Origin of the sequence: Streptomyces sp. NPDC006012 (genome assembly GCF_042871185.1) — a bacterium.
Lineage (GTDB): Bacteria > Actinomycetota > Actinomycetes > Streptomycetales > Streptomycetaceae > Streptomyces.
In genome coordinates this window covers 117945-133011 of sequence record NZ_JBIAIE010000001.1, presented here as the reverse complement: position 1 = coordinate 133011, position 15067 = coordinate 117945, and the positions used below count along the sequence as shown (strand labels likewise).

At 72.4% G+C, this 15067-nt stretch carries 16 protein-coding genes; 6 read left to right on the top strand and 10 right to left on the bottom strand.

The window, feature by feature from the left end:
• Positions 1–63: 63 nt before the first annotated feature.
• A complete protein-coding gene (locus ACFYPJ_RS00550) occupies positions 64–672 on the bottom strand; it encodes a DUF2017 domain-containing protein (RefSeq protein WP_389008220.1) in 609 nt (202 codons plus the stop codon).
• 11 nt (positions 673–683) lie between these two features.
• The gene (gene clpS, locus ACFYPJ_RS00545; RefSeq protein WP_121894012.1) at positions 684–1001 is read right to left on the bottom strand and encodes an ATP-dependent Clp protease adapter ClpS; all 318 of its coding nucleotides are present in this window, start codon (positions 999–1001) and stop codon (positions 684–686) included.
• Between the two features lie 57 nt (positions 1002–1058).
• Between clpS and ACFYPJ_RS00540 the strand changes: the two genes are divergently transcribed.
• Both ACFYPJ_RS00540 and ACFYPJ_RS00535 read left to right on the top strand, forming a co-directional pair.
• On the top strand, positions 1059–2456 hold the full coding sequence (locus ACFYPJ_RS00540; RefSeq protein ID WP_389008217.1) for a nicotinate phosphoribosyltransferase: 1398 nt from the start codon (positions 1059–1061) through the stop codon (positions 2454–2456).
• Between the two features lie 158 nt (positions 2457–2614).
• A complete protein-coding gene (locus tag ACFYPJ_RS00535; RefSeq protein ID WP_389008214.1) occupies positions 2615–3199 on the top strand; it encodes an isochorismatase family protein in 585 nt (194 codons plus the stop codon).
• A gap of 133 nt (positions 3200–3332) precedes the next feature.
• Here the strand turns inward: ACFYPJ_RS00535 and ACFYPJ_RS00530 are convergent, their stop codons facing one another.
• A complete protein-coding gene (locus tag ACFYPJ_RS00530; protein ID WP_389008211.1) occupies positions 3333–3698 on the bottom strand; it encodes a hypothetical protein in 366 nt (121 codons plus the stop codon).
• A 121-nt stretch (positions 3699–3819) separates the two neighbouring features.
• Positions 3820–6171, bottom strand: coding sequence for an immune inhibitor A domain-containing protein (locus ACFYPJ_RS00525; RefSeq protein ID WP_389008208.1), 2352 nt, complete (start codon positions 6169–6171; stop codon positions 3820–3822).
• 406 nt (positions 6172–6577) lie between these two features.
• Between ACFYPJ_RS00525 and ACFYPJ_RS00520 the strand changes: the two genes are divergently transcribed.
• Positions 6578–6865, top strand: a complete 288-nt coding sequence (locus ACFYPJ_RS00520; protein ID WP_389008205.1) for a hypothetical protein — start codon at positions 6578–6580, stop codon at positions 6863–6865.
• An 84-nt stretch (positions 6866–6949) separates the two neighbouring features.
• On the opposite strand, the gene ACFYPJ_RS00515 is transcribed toward ACFYPJ_RS00520, so the two are convergent.
• Positions 6950–7690, bottom strand: coding sequence for an RDD family protein (locus ACFYPJ_RS00515; RefSeq protein ID WP_389008203.1), 741 nt, complete (start codon positions 7688–7690; stop codon positions 6950–6952).
• Positions 7691–7808: 118 nt separating this feature from the next.
• Positions 7809–9440 carry an RDD family protein gene (locus ACFYPJ_RS00510; RefSeq protein WP_389008200.1) on the bottom strand — a complete coding sequence of 544 codons (1632 nt, stop codon included), beginning with the start codon at positions 9438–9440 and terminating at the stop codon, positions 7809–7811.
• A gap of 240 nt (positions 9441–9680) precedes the next feature.
• Between ACFYPJ_RS00510 and ACFYPJ_RS00505 the strand changes: the two genes are divergently transcribed.
• A complete protein-coding gene (locus ACFYPJ_RS00505; RefSeq protein WP_389008198.1) occupies positions 9681–10094 on the top strand; it encodes an SsgA family sporulation/cell division regulator in 414 nt (137 codons plus the stop codon).
• Positions 10095–10196: 102 nt separating this feature from the next.
• Here the strand turns inward: ACFYPJ_RS00505 and ACFYPJ_RS00500 are convergent, their stop codons facing one another.
• Complete coding sequence (locus ACFYPJ_RS00500; RefSeq protein WP_389008195.1) at positions 10197–11603, bottom strand: FAD-binding oxidoreductase; 1407 nt, start codon at positions 11601–11603, stop codon at positions 10197–10199.
• Positions 11604–11696: 93 nt separating this feature from the next.
• On the opposite strand from ACFYPJ_RS00500, the gene ACFYPJ_RS00495 reads away from it, so the two are divergent.
• Positions 11697–13157, top strand: a complete 1461-nt coding sequence (locus tag ACFYPJ_RS00495; protein WP_389008192.1) for a tetratricopeptide repeat protein — start codon at positions 11697–11699, stop codon at positions 13155–13157.
• Between the two features lie 70 nt (positions 13158–13227).
• Here the strand turns inward: ACFYPJ_RS00495 and nthA are convergent, their stop codons facing one another.
• Genes nthA through ACFYPJ_RS00480 form a run of 3 tightly spaced genes read right to left on the bottom strand, consistent with a single transcriptional unit; the run spans position 13228 to position 14399 of the window.
• The gene (gene nthA / locus ACFYPJ_RS00490; protein WP_389008189.1) at positions 13228–13809 is read right to left on the bottom strand and encodes a nitrile hydratase subunit alpha; all 582 of its coding nucleotides are present in this window, start codon (positions 13807–13809) and stop codon (positions 13228–13230) included.
• Positions 13799–14086: an SH3-like domain-containing protein gene (locus ACFYPJ_RS00485; RefSeq protein WP_389008186.1), complete on the bottom strand. Its 288-nt coding sequence runs from the start codon at positions 14084–14086 to the stop codon at positions 13799–13801. The genes nthA and ACFYPJ_RS00485 overlap by 11 nt, the downstream gene beginning before the upstream one ends.
• Positions 14079–14399, bottom strand: coding sequence for a hypothetical protein (locus ACFYPJ_RS00480; protein WP_389008183.1), 321 nt, complete (start codon positions 14397–14399; stop codon positions 14079–14081). The genes ACFYPJ_RS00485 and ACFYPJ_RS00480 overlap by 8 nt, the downstream gene beginning before the upstream one ends.
• Before the next feature lie 144 nt (positions 14400–14543).
• Here ACFYPJ_RS00480 and ACFYPJ_RS00475 point away from each other — a divergent pair, with 144 nt between their 5' ends.
• Positions 14544–15032 carry an Lrp/AsnC family transcriptional regulator gene (locus ACFYPJ_RS00475; protein ID WP_389008180.1) on the top strand — a complete coding sequence of 163 codons (489 nt, stop codon included), beginning with the start codon at positions 14544–14546 and terminating at the stop codon, positions 15030–15032.
• Positions 15033–15067 lie beyond the last annotated feature (35 nt).

Here is a 15067-nt window from a genome sequence, read left to right as displayed (position 1 = left end):
TTTGGTGACAGGATCGTTATCCGGATTTGAGCGTCCTCTGAGCGAACGCGAAATAGGGGCGAATCAGGGCATCAGCGTCGAGACGAGGGTCTCCTGGAGTCCGCCCAGCCACAGGTACGCCATCACCATCGGCTTGCGCGGGTCGTCGTCCGACAGCCGGTAGAGCAGTTCGGTGTCGTCCTCGTCGGTGATCTCCAGCCGGGAGCCGATCGCCAGCCGCAGGTCGTTGAGCGCGCCCAGCCACTGCCGGGACTCCTCGGGCGACAGCTTGAGGACCGCCCCGTCCTCCCCCGCCGCGGCCAGCGCGTCCAGGGCGCGGATCACCGCGAGGGCGTTCTCCCGCTTGCCCGCCCGCAGGTCGTTCTCGGTGTAACGGCGGAACTCGGCGGAGGACGCCTCCTGTTCGGCCGCCCGGGCGGGCGAGTCGGCCGCCCGCCCGGGGTCGCCGTAGGCGTCCGGGAACAGACGGCGCAGCACCGGGTCGGCGGGCGGCTCGCTCGGCCCCTCGGTGAACAGTTCGGCGAGCGGGTCGGCGGGAGCGTCCGCGGGGGCGGTGCCGGGACCGATCAGTTCCAGCAGCTGGACGGCCAGCGACCGGATGATGGAAATCTCGACGTCGTCGAGCGCGACGGCCGCGCCGCCGCCGGGGAGCGGTTCGAAGTGTCCTGACATCGGTGGCGTCGCTACTTCCGGTCCTGCTGGAGGGTGGCCCACAGTCCGTAGCCATGCATCGCCTGCACGTCGCGTTCCATCTCCTCGCGACTGCCGCTGGAGACGACCGCCCGGCCCTTGTGGTGGACATCGAGCATGAGCTTCGTGGCCTTGTCCTTGGGATAGCCGAAATACGTCTGGAAAACGTAGGTGACATAGCTCATGAGGTTGACCGGGTCGTTGTGCACGATCGTGACCCAGGGGACGTCCGGCTCGGGTACGGCGAAGACCTCCTCCGCCGACTCGGTGCGTTCGATCTCTACGGGCGCGGGTGACGTCACATCGCCCATGCTGCCATGCTCAGCAAAAATCGTCACACTGACGAAATGGGGGTAGCATGCGGGTTCATGGACACAGCGGACCTTGGGCTGCCGGAGGGCGAAGGGCGCGCGGCGCCGTCGCCCCGGGGCGGTGGCGGCCGGCGGGTGGGCGTGCCGTCGACGGCACTCTTCACGGACCAGTACGAGCTGACGATGCTCCAGGCGGCCCTCAGGGCGGGCACCGCCGGGCGGCGGAGCGTGTTCGAGGTCTTCACCCGGCGGCTGCCGGACGGGCGCCGCTACGGCGTCGTCGCGGGCACCGGGCGGGTTTTGGACGCGGTCGAGAACTTCCGCTTCGACGTGGACGTCCTCGACTTCATGCGGGAGCGGCAGATCGTCGACGAGGACACCCTCCAATGGCTGTCCGAGTACCGCTTCACGGGTGACATCTGGGGCTACCCCGAGGGCGAGGTGTACTTCCCGGGCTCGCCGGTGCTGCGGGTGGAGGGCTCCTTCGCCGAGTGCGTGCTCCTGGAGACGGTGATCCTCTCCATCCTCAACCACGATTCGGCCATCGCGGCGGCGGCCTCCCGGATGGCCTCGGCCGCCGGGGACCGGCCGCTGATCGAGATGGGCGCCCGGCGCACCCACGAGCTGTCCGCCGTGGCCGCCGCGCGCGCCGCCTACATCGGCGGTTTCACCACCACCTCCGACCTGGCGGCCGGCTTTCGCTACGGCATCCCGACGGTGGGCACCTCCGCCCACGCCTTCACCCTGCTGCACGACAACGAGCGGGACGCCTTCCGGGCCCAGGTGGACTCGCTCGGGCGGGGCACCACGCTGCTGGTGGACACCTACGACGTCGCCGAGGCGGTCCGGACGGCCGTCGAGGTCGCCGGGCCCGAGCTGGGCGCGGTGCGCATCGACTCCGGGGACCTGCTGCTGGTCGCGCACCGGGTGCGGCAGCAACTGGACGAGCTGGGCGCGACCGCTACGAAGATCACCGTGACCTCGGACCTGGACGAGTACGCCATCGCCTCGCTCGCCGCCGCCCCGGTGGACGCGTACGGCGTCGGCACCCAGCTGGTGACCGGCTCGGGGCACCCGACCTGCTCGATGGTCTACAAGCTGGTGGCGCGCGCCGAGTCGGCCGGCCCGCAGGCCCCGCTGCTGCCGGTGGCGAAACGTTCCACCGGCGGCAAGACCTCCATCGGCGGGCGCAAGTGGGCCGCGCGCCGGCTGGACGCCCACGGGGTGGCGGAGGCCGAGGTCATCGGCACCGGGCCGGTCCCCGCGGAGCTGGCCGACCGGCAGCTCCTGGTCGAGCTGGTCAAGGGCGGCACGGTGGTGGCCCGCGAGCCGCTGGACGCCGTCCGCGACCGGCACGCCGTCGCACGTGCCGGTCTGCCGCTGTCCGCGACGCAGCTGTCGCGCGGGGAACCCGTCCTTGCGACGGAGTACGTCCACGCGGGCCCGGGCAGCTAGCGCCCTTCCGGTGCCCCGCCGGGCGGGGCACCGGGGGCGTCCGGCAACCGTCCGCCCCGGCCGTACCCCTCCCGCCCCGGAGCAGAAGTCTCTAGGCTCGTAACTTCACACCCCCCGCCCGCCACGAGCGGGGGACCGTCAGTCGAAGGACACCGACCATGCGCCGCGCCTTGATCGTCGTAGACGTGCAGAACGACTTCTGCGAGGGGGGCAGCCTCGCGGTGGCCGGGGGTGCCGATGTGGCCGCCGCCATCACCGAGCTGATCGGTCAGGCGCCGGCCGGCTACCGGCACGTGGTGGCCACCCGTGACCACCACATCGCACCCGGTGGCCATTTCGCCGACGACCCCGACTACGTCCGCTCCTGGCCCGCGCACTGCGTCGCCGGCACCGAGGGCGTGGGCTTCCACCCGAACTTCGCCCCCGCGGTCGCCTCCGGCGCGATCGACGCCGTCTTCGACAAGGGTGCGTACGCGGCGGCCTACAGCGGCTTCGAGGGCACCGACGAGAACGGCGTCCCGCTGGCCGACTGGCTGCGGGCCCGCGAGGTCGGCGAGGTGGACGTGGTGGGCATCGCCACGGACCACTGCGTACGCGCCACCGCCCTGGACGCCGTGCGAGAAGGGTTTCGCACGCACGTCCTGCTGGACCTGACCGCGGGCGTCGCCGAGAGCACCACCCAGCGCGCCCTCGAAGACCTGCGAGAGGCAGGCGTGGCACTGTCGGGCAAGCCGGTCGTCTAGTCCGCCCCGGAGGGCCGCGCCCGGCAGGGGCGCGGGGAACTGCGCGCCCGGCCACGAAGCACCCGCAGACGACCGACGTCCTTCACGCCCCACCGCCCCCACGCCTCCGGTTCCGGCACCCGCACCGGACGCCTCAAAGCCCGCCGAGCGGAGCGCGAGCGCGCCGCAGCGCCCTGATCGGATGCCACAGCTCGGTGACCGGGTCCGCCGTCGCGACACCGTTGCCGGGCGCGGTACGCCATATCAGCCCGTCCGGATGGTGCAGCACCGCCGTGATCTCGTCCGGCGTCGGCGGCGCCGCGTTCCCGCGCAGGTAGACCGCCCGCATACCCAGGTTGCGCAGCCGCGTCAGAGCGCGGGCCCGGTTCCGGGCGTGCACCAGCACACGCACCACACCCGCGGTCGTGCCCGCGGTCGCGCCGTCGGCGGCGGGGCTCGGCAGGTTCAGTGCCACCACCACCATGCCGTTCGGCAGCTTGCAGAAACCTCCAGCGGCCATTCAGTCACATCCCCGTTTCGGTCGGTGTCAATAAGAGCGCCACAGGACGCACCTAAACACGATCGGCGGCGACCCGCCAAGGGGTCGCCGCCGATACGTCTCTGACCTGCGGAGATACGAGCTACCTCACCGCAGGGCCGACCTGGATGTCGATCGTCGAGCCATCATGGGCCTGCTTGTCGATCTTGATCTTGGTGTTGGTGTCAGTGATCTTGACACCGCCCGTCGGGTTCGCCGCGTCGTAGTAGGTGCCGGTGTGGTCGTTGAAGACCGACACCCCCTTCGACGACGCGATCCGGGTCGGCACGCCCGCCTTGTGCAGCGTGATGCCGTCCGTGCGCTCCAGGCCGAACGTCGAGTCGTAGGCCTGTATCCGGTTGCGCAGCAGCGTGCCGTCGGCCCACTTGAGCGCCGTCGGGTGCGAGTCGACCGGCAGGATCAGGCCGGTGCCGGGGTGCTGCCCGGTGTTGTTGTCCTGCTCGGAGGTGTCCCACTTCCAGATCAACAGGCCGTTCTGGTACGGGTAGTGCTCCACCCAGTCCGGACGGGTCGTCGAGAAGCCGAAGTTGTACGGACCGGTCTTCAACGTCGTGTCGTACGACACGTACTGGCGGTTCTCGGCGACGTAGTACTGCGCGTAGTCCTTGGTGAAGGACGCGCCGATCCGGGAGAAGCCGTTCGCCGTCCAGGCCGGGTCCGCGCTCTCGGCGTCGTCGGCGAAGACCGTCGCGCCGTCCGCGGTCAGGGTGATCCGGTCGGCGGCGAAGCCGTCCTCCGCGACACCGCCGTCGGTGGTGTAGCGGAACCGCAGGTCGATCTTCTTGCCCGCGTAGGCGTCCAGCGGGTACGACAGCTTCTTGTACGCGTCCGAGGACCCGGTGAGGACGGGCTTGTCGCTGCCGTCCCGCCCGATGGCCTGGCCGTCCGCGGTGCCGTCGAGCGCGCTCCAGTTGGCGCCGCCGTCGGTGGAGACCTCGGCGTAGAGGAAGTCGTAGCCCGCCTCGATGGCCCACCAGCCGTCCAGGGTCAGGGCGGCCGAGGACTTGCCCGTCAGGTCGACGCTGCGGGTCAGCGTGTTCTTGAGGTCGTTGCCGCTGCCGCTCCACCACTGCGTCGCACCCTGCGCCGGGGCGACGATCTCAGTGGTGACCGCCTTGTCCGGGAGGGAGACGACCAGCGCCTGCGGGTTCCTGGTGTTGTACTCGGCGACGCCCAGCCGGTGCGCGGACCTGGCACCGGCCTTCGCCATGTCGTAGTCGAGCCAGCCTAGCTGGAGCTTGTCCCAGGCGTTCATGTCGCCGGGCAGGTCACCGATGGCGTCCTGGCCCCGGCCGAGCCAGGAGCCGGCGGACATCAGGGTCCAGAAACCGGTGGAGTTCTCGCCGCCCGCGGTGTCGTACTCGTCCGGCAGGCCGAGGTCGTGGCCGTACTCATGGGCGAAGACGCCCAGGCCGCCGTTCTCCGGCTGGATGGTGTAGTCGCCGACCCAGATGCCGGTGTCGCCGATCTGCGCGCCGCCGAGCTTGTTGTAGTCGGGGCCGGTGGCGCCGGCGTCGGTGCCGTAGGCGTACCAGCGGTGGGCCCAGATCGCGTCCTCGCCCTGGGCGCCGCCGCCCGCGGACTCGTCCTCACCGGCGTGCACGATCTGGAAGTGGTCGATGTAGCCGTCGGGCTCGTTGAAGTCGCCGTCGGCGTCGTAGTCGTAGCGGTCCCACTGGTCGTACTTGGCCACGTCCGCCTTGATGTCGGCGGCGGAGCGGCCGGCCGCCTGCTGGTCCGCGACCCAGGACTTCAGGCCGTCGCTCACCAGGTTCCAGACGCTGGAGCAGGTGCTGGAGCCGCACGCGTTGTTGCCGTAGCGGGCCTCGTTGTAGGGGACCTTGACCCAGTCGGAGACCTCGCCGTCCACCGAGTAGCGGCCCGAGGACTGCTTCTCGTAGTACTTCTTCAGCGACTCGGTGCCTTTGCCGCTGCCGAAGTAGAGGTCCTGGTAGTGCTTCTGGTCGTAGTCGGCCTGCCAGTCGGTGCTGTTGTCGCCGGTGCGGTCCGGCGCGGCTATCTCGTTGTGCTGCGGGCCGACGGAGCCGCCGTAACGGGGGTCCGTCTGGTCGCCGAACTCGACCAGGATCGTGAAGATCTCGTCGGTCTTCTCCCGGCCCAGTTCGACGTACTTGCTGTCGCCCTTCCCGCTCGCGAGCTGGACGACCTGCGAACCGTCGCGGTTCTGCACCTTGGCCCGGCCGGCCATGACCTGGTCGAGCGCCTCCTGGCGCTGCGCGTCCCGGGTCTTGCTGAGCGGGCCGTCGAGGTCGTGCGTCTTCTGCCTCACCGGCGCCGGGTCGTGCCGGTTCGCGGCGGCCGACGCGGCCGTGGTGCTCGCCTCCGCGACGGCGAACGTCGCGAACGTGGCGGACGCCGCCGCGAGTGCGACGCCGACCGCGGCGGCTCTGAACATCCAGGGTCTGCTGGTCACTTGAGTTCCTCCCCAGCGCTGCGCGCACGGACAGGACGGGTCCCCGGCTTGGAGGGTCCGTGCGTGATTCACGCGTGTAGTCAAGTGACGTAATTTGACTAGAGGTTTAAGAGAAAAGACAGATCTTGACTTGGACAAGACAACTGCACTATGTACGGACTCCGGCATGAAGAGGGGCCGGGCGACACCGGCGGAGCACCCAACAGGCGTGTGCACCACGGCACTTGCCGGATGCATGACTCCGTGCGCCCCCCGTGCACCGGCACCGTGGGTTAGGCCACGCTTACCAACCGCTCCACTCGGGCATGCACGCGAATAGAGTCGAAAGTGGAACGCCCGGAAGCCGGCGGAAAGCCAGGCCGGTTGCTCGCCTCACCCCCCGATATCCTCCGAGGACACGATTGCCATGCCTCGTCCGACTGCCGCACAGCTCGCCTACGGTTCCTGCACCGTGATCTTCTCGACGCTCGCCATGCTGCTGCTGTCGCAGACGAGTTCGGGACTGGGTATCGCCGTGATCGCCCTCGCGGCGCTCGCCCTGGGGCTGCTGGTCGCCATGACGGTACCCCTGCCCAAGCCTCCTGCGGCCGCCCCCGCGGCCACGACGCCGGCCACCGCCCAGCGGGTGGTGCCGGCGCCCCGCAAGCCGGTGGCCGCCTCGGCCGAGCAGCTGCGCGAGCCCACGGCTCGCTGAACGACACACGCAGTCGGCGGGTCCGTGCGACACGGACCCGCCGACTGCTGTCGTCCACCGGCCGCCTCACCCGGCCCGCCGCGCTCACCCGGTGCTGACCACCACCGTCTTCGCGGCCTTGTCGTGCAGGCCCTGCTTGTAGGGCCGGTCGAAGAAGCTCCAGCCGCCGCAGATCGCGGTCCAGATGCAGGCGCAGCAGAAGGCGAACGGGATCCACAACACCAGCGAGCGGGCCAGCATGGTCGGCACGGAGGGGGTGGAGCCGTCGGCCAGGTTGGCGACCCGCATGCCCAGCCACTTCTTGCCGAGGGTCTGCCCGGTCCGGGACATCAGAACGGTGTCGTAGGCGATGTAGAGCACGGCGGCGATCACCGACTGCGCGGAGGACTTGGCGACGTCGACCTTTTCGCTGTCCACCTGGTACTCGGCCACCCCCAGGCCCCAGGTGATCAGCCCGACGACGATGCCGACCAGGATCAGGTCGATGATGCGGGCGAGCGTGCGCTTGCCGCTGTCGGCGAGCGGGGGCATACCGGCGAGCGGATCACCGGGCACACCACCGGCCCCGTACGGGCCGCCGGCTCCGTACGGACCGCCGCCGTAGGGCGGGAGGTGCTGGCCGCCGCCGGGCGGGGGCTGTTGGCCGCCATAGGGCGGGGGCTGCTGGCCGCCGCCGGGCGGCGGCTGGTCGCCCTCGCCGCCCGGAGGTGGGGGCTGCCGGCCGTCGTACGGCGAGCCCGCCCCCTCACCGGACGGGGGCCGCTTTCTGAACGGATCGTCTTCCGGTGGCTGCTGCCCGGCGCCGGGAGGCGGTTCACTGCTCATGGCCCGAGTGGACCGCGAACCGCCCGGATCCGCATCCGACGGGCGGCCGTACGGATGACGGAATCCGGCGAACAGAACGGCGGACCGCCGTCTCCCGCACCGGGCGTAGGGACCCCGGTCAGCCCGCCACGAAGGTGTGGGCCGCCTTGTCGTGCAGGCACTGGTGCCACGGGCGGTCGAACAGGCACCAGGCGAAGCCGATCACCCCGATGCCCAGCAGCCCCGGAACGGTGGCGACCAGCCAGCGGCGCAGGGACGCGGCGAAGGCGGGCGGTTCGTGGCCCTCGATGTCCCGCACCTGGAGGCCGCACAGCCGCTTGCCCAGGGTGCGGCCCCACTTGGCGGTCGGCAGCACCTCGTAGAGGACGCCGGCGACGAGAAGGACCGCGAGGACGATGCCGAGGTACGCCCCCGTCGTCCCGTCCAGCAGCCAGACCGTGGCGGTGTGGCCGGAGAGCTTGGCCGCGTCGACCTTCCCCTGGATGTGGTCGGCCGCCTTGGCACCGAGCGGTACGGCGGCCACCGCGGTGACCGCGCCGACGGCCACGGTGTCGATCAGCCGGGCCGCCAGCCGCTTGCCGACCCCGGCGGGCCGGGCGGCCGACTGCTGCCGCACCATCGCCTGGAAGGGGTCCTCCATGGGCGGCTTCCAGGGGACCACCGGCTGCTCGTCCCCGGCGCCCGCGAGCTGGTGCACCTGCTGGGCCCAGGAGGACTGGCCGCCCCCTGGCCCGGTGGTCACCGGGCCGGACTGCTGCGGCAGCGGGGAAGCGGCGACCTGGGCGGCGGCCGGGCGGCCTGCCGCCTGCGCCCCGGCGGCGCGGTCCGCGCCGGCCTGCCCGGACCCGAACCCGCCCGGCCCCCCGGCGGGGGCCGGGCCGCCCGCACCCGGCACGCCGAACGGACCGGACGCGGACGCGGCGGCACCCGGCGCGTGGCCCCCGGCAGGTCCCGCGGCGCCCGGCACGCCCGCGGCGGGTCCGAGCGGACCCGGAGGCGGACCGAAGGCCGGACCGGCCGGACCCGCCGGACCCGCCGGACCCGCCGGACCCGCCGGACCCGCCGGACCCGCCGGACCCGCCGGAGAGCCTGCCGGGCCCGGTTCACCGGCGCGCGGGCGTACCGGGCGGAAGGTCATGGTGCCCTCGTCCGTGGGGCCGGAGCCCTGGCCGGGCACGGCGGCCGGACCGGGCACGGCGGCCGGACCGGGCACGGCGGCCGGACCGGGCACGGCGGCCGGACCGGGAAGGGGTCGGCGGAAGACGAACGTCCCGTTCTCCGGGAGTTCGCCGGAATCCGCCGGAGGGATCGTCGCCGTGCCGTCGGTGCTGGTGGCCCGCCCGTCCGGCGGGGGCATCGGGGCGGACGGAGGCGGCTGGTCCGCGGGCGTCCGTGGGTCGGCGCCGGGCGTCCGTGGGTCGGCGCCCCAGAAGACCCGGCGGTCCGGTTCGCCGCCGAAGCCCGTCTGCCGGGCCCGGTCGGCGCCCCATGCGGACGCCGGTTCCGGCCCGCCGGGTCCCGGCTGCGGGTCCTCGTCGAAGAAGTGCGGACCGGTCTCCTCGACCGCGGGCGCGGCCGGACGCGCCCCGGGCGGCGGGGTGAGCGGTTCGCCGTCCTGGGGCGCCGGCCGGCTGGTGCCCGGCAGCCAGGCGGCCCCGTTCCAGTACCGGACGTAGCCGGGGATGGAGGGGTCCGGGTAATAGCCCTCGCGAGGCCAGTCGTCGCCGGGGGCCGGAGTGGGGGCGCTCATGTCCGTCGTCCCGTATCTGCTCGGGGGTGGGTTGGGGGCCTCCACATCTATCAGACCTGATGGCCCGGCACCGCCAGTCCTGCCGGACCCGCCCCTTTCCGGGCAACCCCGCGCACCGGATTCACGACCGCGGAAAAAACTTCTCCGGACCCGCGTAATGCCCGGGCACCGGCCCGCTCTCCACTCGTACGGGACCTCCCTCGGGTCCCGTACACCTGCCCGAGAGAGGAAGCACAGGCCATGCACTACACCGTGGTGGAACGCGAACTGGAACTGAAGCTCGTCCTGTCCCCGGAGCACAGCGTGCCGGTCCCGGCGCGGCTCGCCTACTGCGTCGCCGACCCGTACGCGGTCCACATCGCCTTCCACATCAACTCCGAGCAGCCCGTCAACTGGACGTTCGCCCGTGAACTGCTGGTGGAGGGGGTGTTCCGGCCCTGCGGACAGGGGGACGTGCGGGTGTGGCCGGCCAAGGCGGAGGGCCGCAGTGTCGTCCTGATGGCGCTCAGCTCGCCCGACGGCGAGGCCCTGCTGGAGGCGCCGGCCGCCCAGCTGTCCGCCTGGCTGGAGCGGACGATGCGGGCGGTGCCGCCGGGGTCCGAGGGCGAGCAGATGGGCGTCGACCACGCGCTCGACCAGTTGCTCGCCCAGTGACCGCCCGCCCGGCGGCACCGGAGGCCGCGCGAACGGCGGGGCCCCCGCGAACGGCAGCGGAAGCGGCAGAAGCTGCGCAGCAGCGGCACCGGCACCGCAGCGTCAGAACAGCTTGCCCGGGTTGAGGATGCCCAGCGGGTCGAAGACCTGCTTGACGGCGCGCTGCATCTCCACGCCGACCGGGCCGATCTCCCGGGCCAGCCACTCCTTCTTCAGGACGCCGACGCCGTGCTCGCCGGTGATGGTGCCGCCCAGTTCCAGTCCGAGGGCCATGATCTCGTCGAAGGACTCGCGGGCCCGCCGGGACTCCTCCAGGTCCTGGGCGTCGAAGCAGACGGTCGGGTGGGTGTTGCCGTCACCGGCGTGCGCGCACACGCCGATGGTCAGCCGGTACTTCTCGCCGATCCGCTCGATGCCCGCCAGCAGTTCGGCCAGCCGGGAGCGGGGCACGCACACGTCGTCGATCATCGTCGTGCCCTTGACCGCTTCCAGCGCGGGCAGGGACAGCCGGCGTGCCTTCAGGAGCATCTCGGACTCGGCGGCGTCGTCGGCGGGGACCACTTCGGTGGCACCGGCGGCCTCGCACACCGCGCCGACCGCGGCCAGGTCGGCGGCCGGATCGGGGGTGTCGAACGCGGCCAGCAGCAGCGCCTCGGTGGACTCGGGCAGACCCATGTGGGCGAGTTCGTTGACGGCCTTGACCGTCGTACGGTCCATGAGTTCCAGCAGGGACGGCAGATGGCCGCCCGCCATGATCCGGCACACCGCGTCGCAGGCGGCGGCCACCGAGGAGAACTCGGCCGCCAGCACCAGTTGCTGCGGCGGCTTGGGCTTGAGCGCGAGGACCGCCCGTACGACGACGCCGAGCGAGCCCTCGGAGCCGACGAACAGGCGGGTCAGGTCGTACCCCGCCACCCCTTTCGCGGTCCGGCGGCCGGTGGACAGCAGTCGGCCGTCGGCGAGCACGACGTCCAGGCCGAGCACGTACTCCGCCGTCACCCCGTACTTCACGCAGCACAGACCGCCGGAGGCGGTGCCGATGTTGCCGCCGATGGTGCACGACTCCCAGCTGGAGGGGTCGGGCGGGTAGTACAGGCCGTGCTCCTCGACGGCACGGGAGAGCGTGGCGTTGACGACGCCCGGTTCGACGACCGCGATGCGGTCGACCGGGCTGATCTCCAGGATGCGGTCCATCTTGGTGAGGGACAGCACGATGCAGCCGTCGGCGGCGTTCGCGCCGCCGGACAGGCCGGTGCGGGCGCCCTGCGGGACGACCGGGACGCGCAGCTCGGTGGCGGTGCGCAGGACGTGCTGGACCTGTTCGACCGTACGCGGCAGGACGACCACGGCCGGGGTGCCGGCCGGGCAGAAGCTCGCCATGTCGTTGGCGTACGAGGTCATGACATCGGGATCGGTGACGACGGCCTCGGCCGGCAGGCCGGCCCGGAGCCGGTCGGTCAGATCGGCCATCACTGCGTCAGGTGCGGCTTCGATTCGGCTCATGATCACAGCCTCGCACCCGGGGCCATCGGTGTGAACCCCATCCGGCGCGCGCCTTCGGCTGCCGGGTTGCGGTCGTCGGATGAACGCACAGTAAGACTTATGAAGAAAGAACAGTCCAGCCCGGGTACCTCCCTGGTGGCCACGGCGCCGCGGCGCCGCGCCCGTGTGCGGCGGCGGGTGCTGGGCGCCCTGGCGTCGGCCGGTGTCGCGGGCGCCGCCGGGTGGGTCGGGGTGCTGATGCTGCTGCCGCCCCCGCAGCCGCCGCCCCTCCGGCGGCCCGCACCGGCCCCGGGGCCGCGGCCGGTCACGGCGGTGACCGCCGGGGTGCCGGTCGCGCTGCCCGAGCTGACGAAGCTGATCGGAGAACGGGAGAGGTTCCTGCGCACACATCCGCAGGACGCGCGGGCCTGGGCGGTGCTGGGGACGGCCTATGTGGAGCGCGGGCGTCGCACCGCGGACGCCGCGAGTTTCCCGAAGGCCCACGAAGCGCTGCAGACCTCGCTGCGGGAGCGGCCGATGGAGAACGCCGAGGCGCTGGAGGGACTGGCGGCGCTGGCCCTCGCGCGCCGGGACTTCGACGAGGCCAGGTGGCAGGGCGAACAGGCGCAGGAGGTCTCCCCGAACCGCTGGACGACGTACGCGCTGCTGATCGACGCCTACACCGGGCTCGGCGACTACAAGGCGGCGCGCGACACGCTGGACAAGCTGATGGAGCTGCACACCCCGCCCGCCGTGCACCCGGCGGTGATGGCCCGGGCCTCCGCCGTCTACCGCGACCGGGGCTGGCGCGAGGACGCGTCCGCGCAGCTGGCGGACGCCGCGGCCACCGCGGGCACCGCCGCCGAGCGGGCCGCCTACCTGGAGCGGGGCGGGCAGTTGGCGTGGGAGCGCGGGGACCGGGAGGACGCCCTGCAGCACTTCCAGGCGGCCGTCCGCCTGGACCCGGACCAGCGGGGGGCACTCGCCGGGCAGGGGCGGGCGCTGGCCGCGCTGGGCCGTACGACGGAGGCGCTGAACGCCTATGCGCACGCGCTGGCGGGGCAGCCGTCCCCGCAGTACGCCCTGGAGCTGGGCGAGCTGTACGAATCGCAGGGCCGGGCGCAGGAGGCACGCGCCCAGTACGAACTGCTGCGCCAGCGCACGGAGCGGGACAGGGCGGGCGGGGTCGACGACGAACTGGTCATCGGGCAGTACGAGGCGGATCACGGGGATCCGCAGGAGGCGGTGCGGCGGCTGCGCGACGAGTGGGAGCGGCAGCCGGGGATCGAGGTGGCGGACGCGCTGGGGTGGGCGCTGTACCGGGCCGGGGACCCGCTGGAGGGCCTGGATTACGCCGAGAAGGCGACCGACAAGACGAAGGGCGGCGAGGTGCGCAGCGCGCTGTACGTCTTCCACCGCGGCATGATCGAACGCAACCTGGGCGAGTACGCATACGCCCGCCGCCACCTCAAGGAGGCGCTCCAGATCAACCCGTACTTCTCCCCGACCCGGGTGGCGGAGGCGAAGGCGGCGCTGGGCACCCTCGGCGAGCCGCCCGAGGACACGGCCCCGGCCTGGTGAGCCGATCGGCGGGCCTGCGGCTCACACGACGGGCCCGCCGGACTTGCGGGACGGCGGCCGTGTGCAGCGCTCACACGGCGGCCGTGCCGATGAGGGCGTAGCGGGTGACCAGGGCGGCGAGGGCCTGTTCGGTCAGCTGCCCGGTGCCCTCGGGGCGGCGCGGCAGGACCAGGTAACGGGTCTCGGCGCTGGAGTCCCAGACCGTGATCTCCGTACCGGCGGGCAGGTGCAGGCCGAACTCGGCGAGCACGGCCCGTGGTTCGCGCACCACGCGGGAGCGGTACGCCTCGGACTTGTACCAGCTGGGGGACGGTCCGAGGAGACTGAGCGGGTAGCAGGAACAGAGCGTGCAGACGATGACGTTGTGCACCGACTCGGTGTTCTCGACCACCCGCAGCCGCGGCGCCGCCTCGCGCAGGTAGCCCAGCTCCCGCACGGCCGCGGTGCCGTCGGCCAGCAGCCGGGCCCGGTAGGCGGGGTCGGTCCAGGCGCGGGCGACCACATGGGCGCCGTTGGCCGGGGAGGCGCCCAAGAGGAAGGCGTCGATGCTCTCGTCCAGCGCCCCGCCGGAGAGGAGCCCCTTCTCCTCCAGCAGGGTTTCCAGGCGCCGTACCCGCCGGGCGATCGTCGCGTCGGAGTGGTCACCGCTCATCGGTCCGGTCCTCCTCCAGATAGCTTTCCCACAGGTCGAGTACGACGTGGTGGTCGCCGTCGCCCCACAGGTCACGGGCCCGGAAGCGGACCGCGTAGACCTGTTCGACGGGCGCGTCCGCGCGGCCCTGCGCGCGGGCGTCGGCGAGCGGGGCGGGGCCTTCCGGTTCGACCACGACGCCGCGCTTGCCGCGGGCGTACCGCGGCAGACGGGTGTGGTGCGGCGGATCGTGGGGGAAGGCGCGCACCGGGGTGCCCGGCGGGAACCGGTCAGTCATCGCCGGCCTCCGGTACACCGGCCGCAGGCTCACCGGCCTCCAGTTCGCCGGGCGCGAGGATCCCTCTGCACTCCAGCAGCGTGCAGATCGCCCGGAACCAGCGCTCGTAGTACGAGGTGCCCAGGTACTCGGCCGGGGGCATCCGCTCGATGGCGTCCCGGAACTCGTCGGTGGTGAAGACCCCTTGCTTGCGCAGGGCGTTGTAGAGACCGAGGACCCGGGCCTCCCAGTCGGCGTGGAAGGGTTCCACGTCGTCGGTGGTGTCGATGGCGCCGAACCCCTGCGTGCCGCCCACGTCGTTGATCCTGGCCATACGGCCAGGTTAGACGGGACCGGCGGATGCGCGGCGGCACTCGGCACAAGTGCGCGGTGGTCCGCGTATCCACTCGGCAATACGCTGACCGGTACGGCCGTACCGGCAGTTCTTGTACACCCGATGACCACAGCGGGAGACCGAATGGCGATCGATCGTCTGGACGGGCGGATCATCGTGCTGCTGGCGCAGGAGCCGCGGATCGGCGTGCTGGAGATGTCCCGTCGGCTGGGGGTCGCCCGGGGCACCGTGCAGGCGCGACTGGACCGGCTCCAGGCGAACGGGGTCATCCGCGGTTTTGGCCCGCAGGTGGACCCGGCGGCCCTCGGCTACCCCGTCACCGCCTTCGCCACGCTGGAGATCCGGCAGGGGCAGGGGCCGGACGTCCGTGCGCACCTGGCGACCGTGCCTGAGGTGCTGGAACTGCACACCACCACCGGGACCGGGGACATGCTGTGCCGGCTGGTGGCCCGCTCGAACGCCGATCTCCAGCGGGTGATCGACCGGGTGGTCGGCTTCGACGGCATCGTCCGGGCCGCCACGGCGATCGTCATGGAGAACCCCGTTCCGCTGCGGATCATCCCGCTGGTGGAGCAGGCGTCACAGGACCGGGAGGGCGGCCGGCCGGCCTAGGGAGATGCCGTCCGTACGGGACCGGGACGGACGCC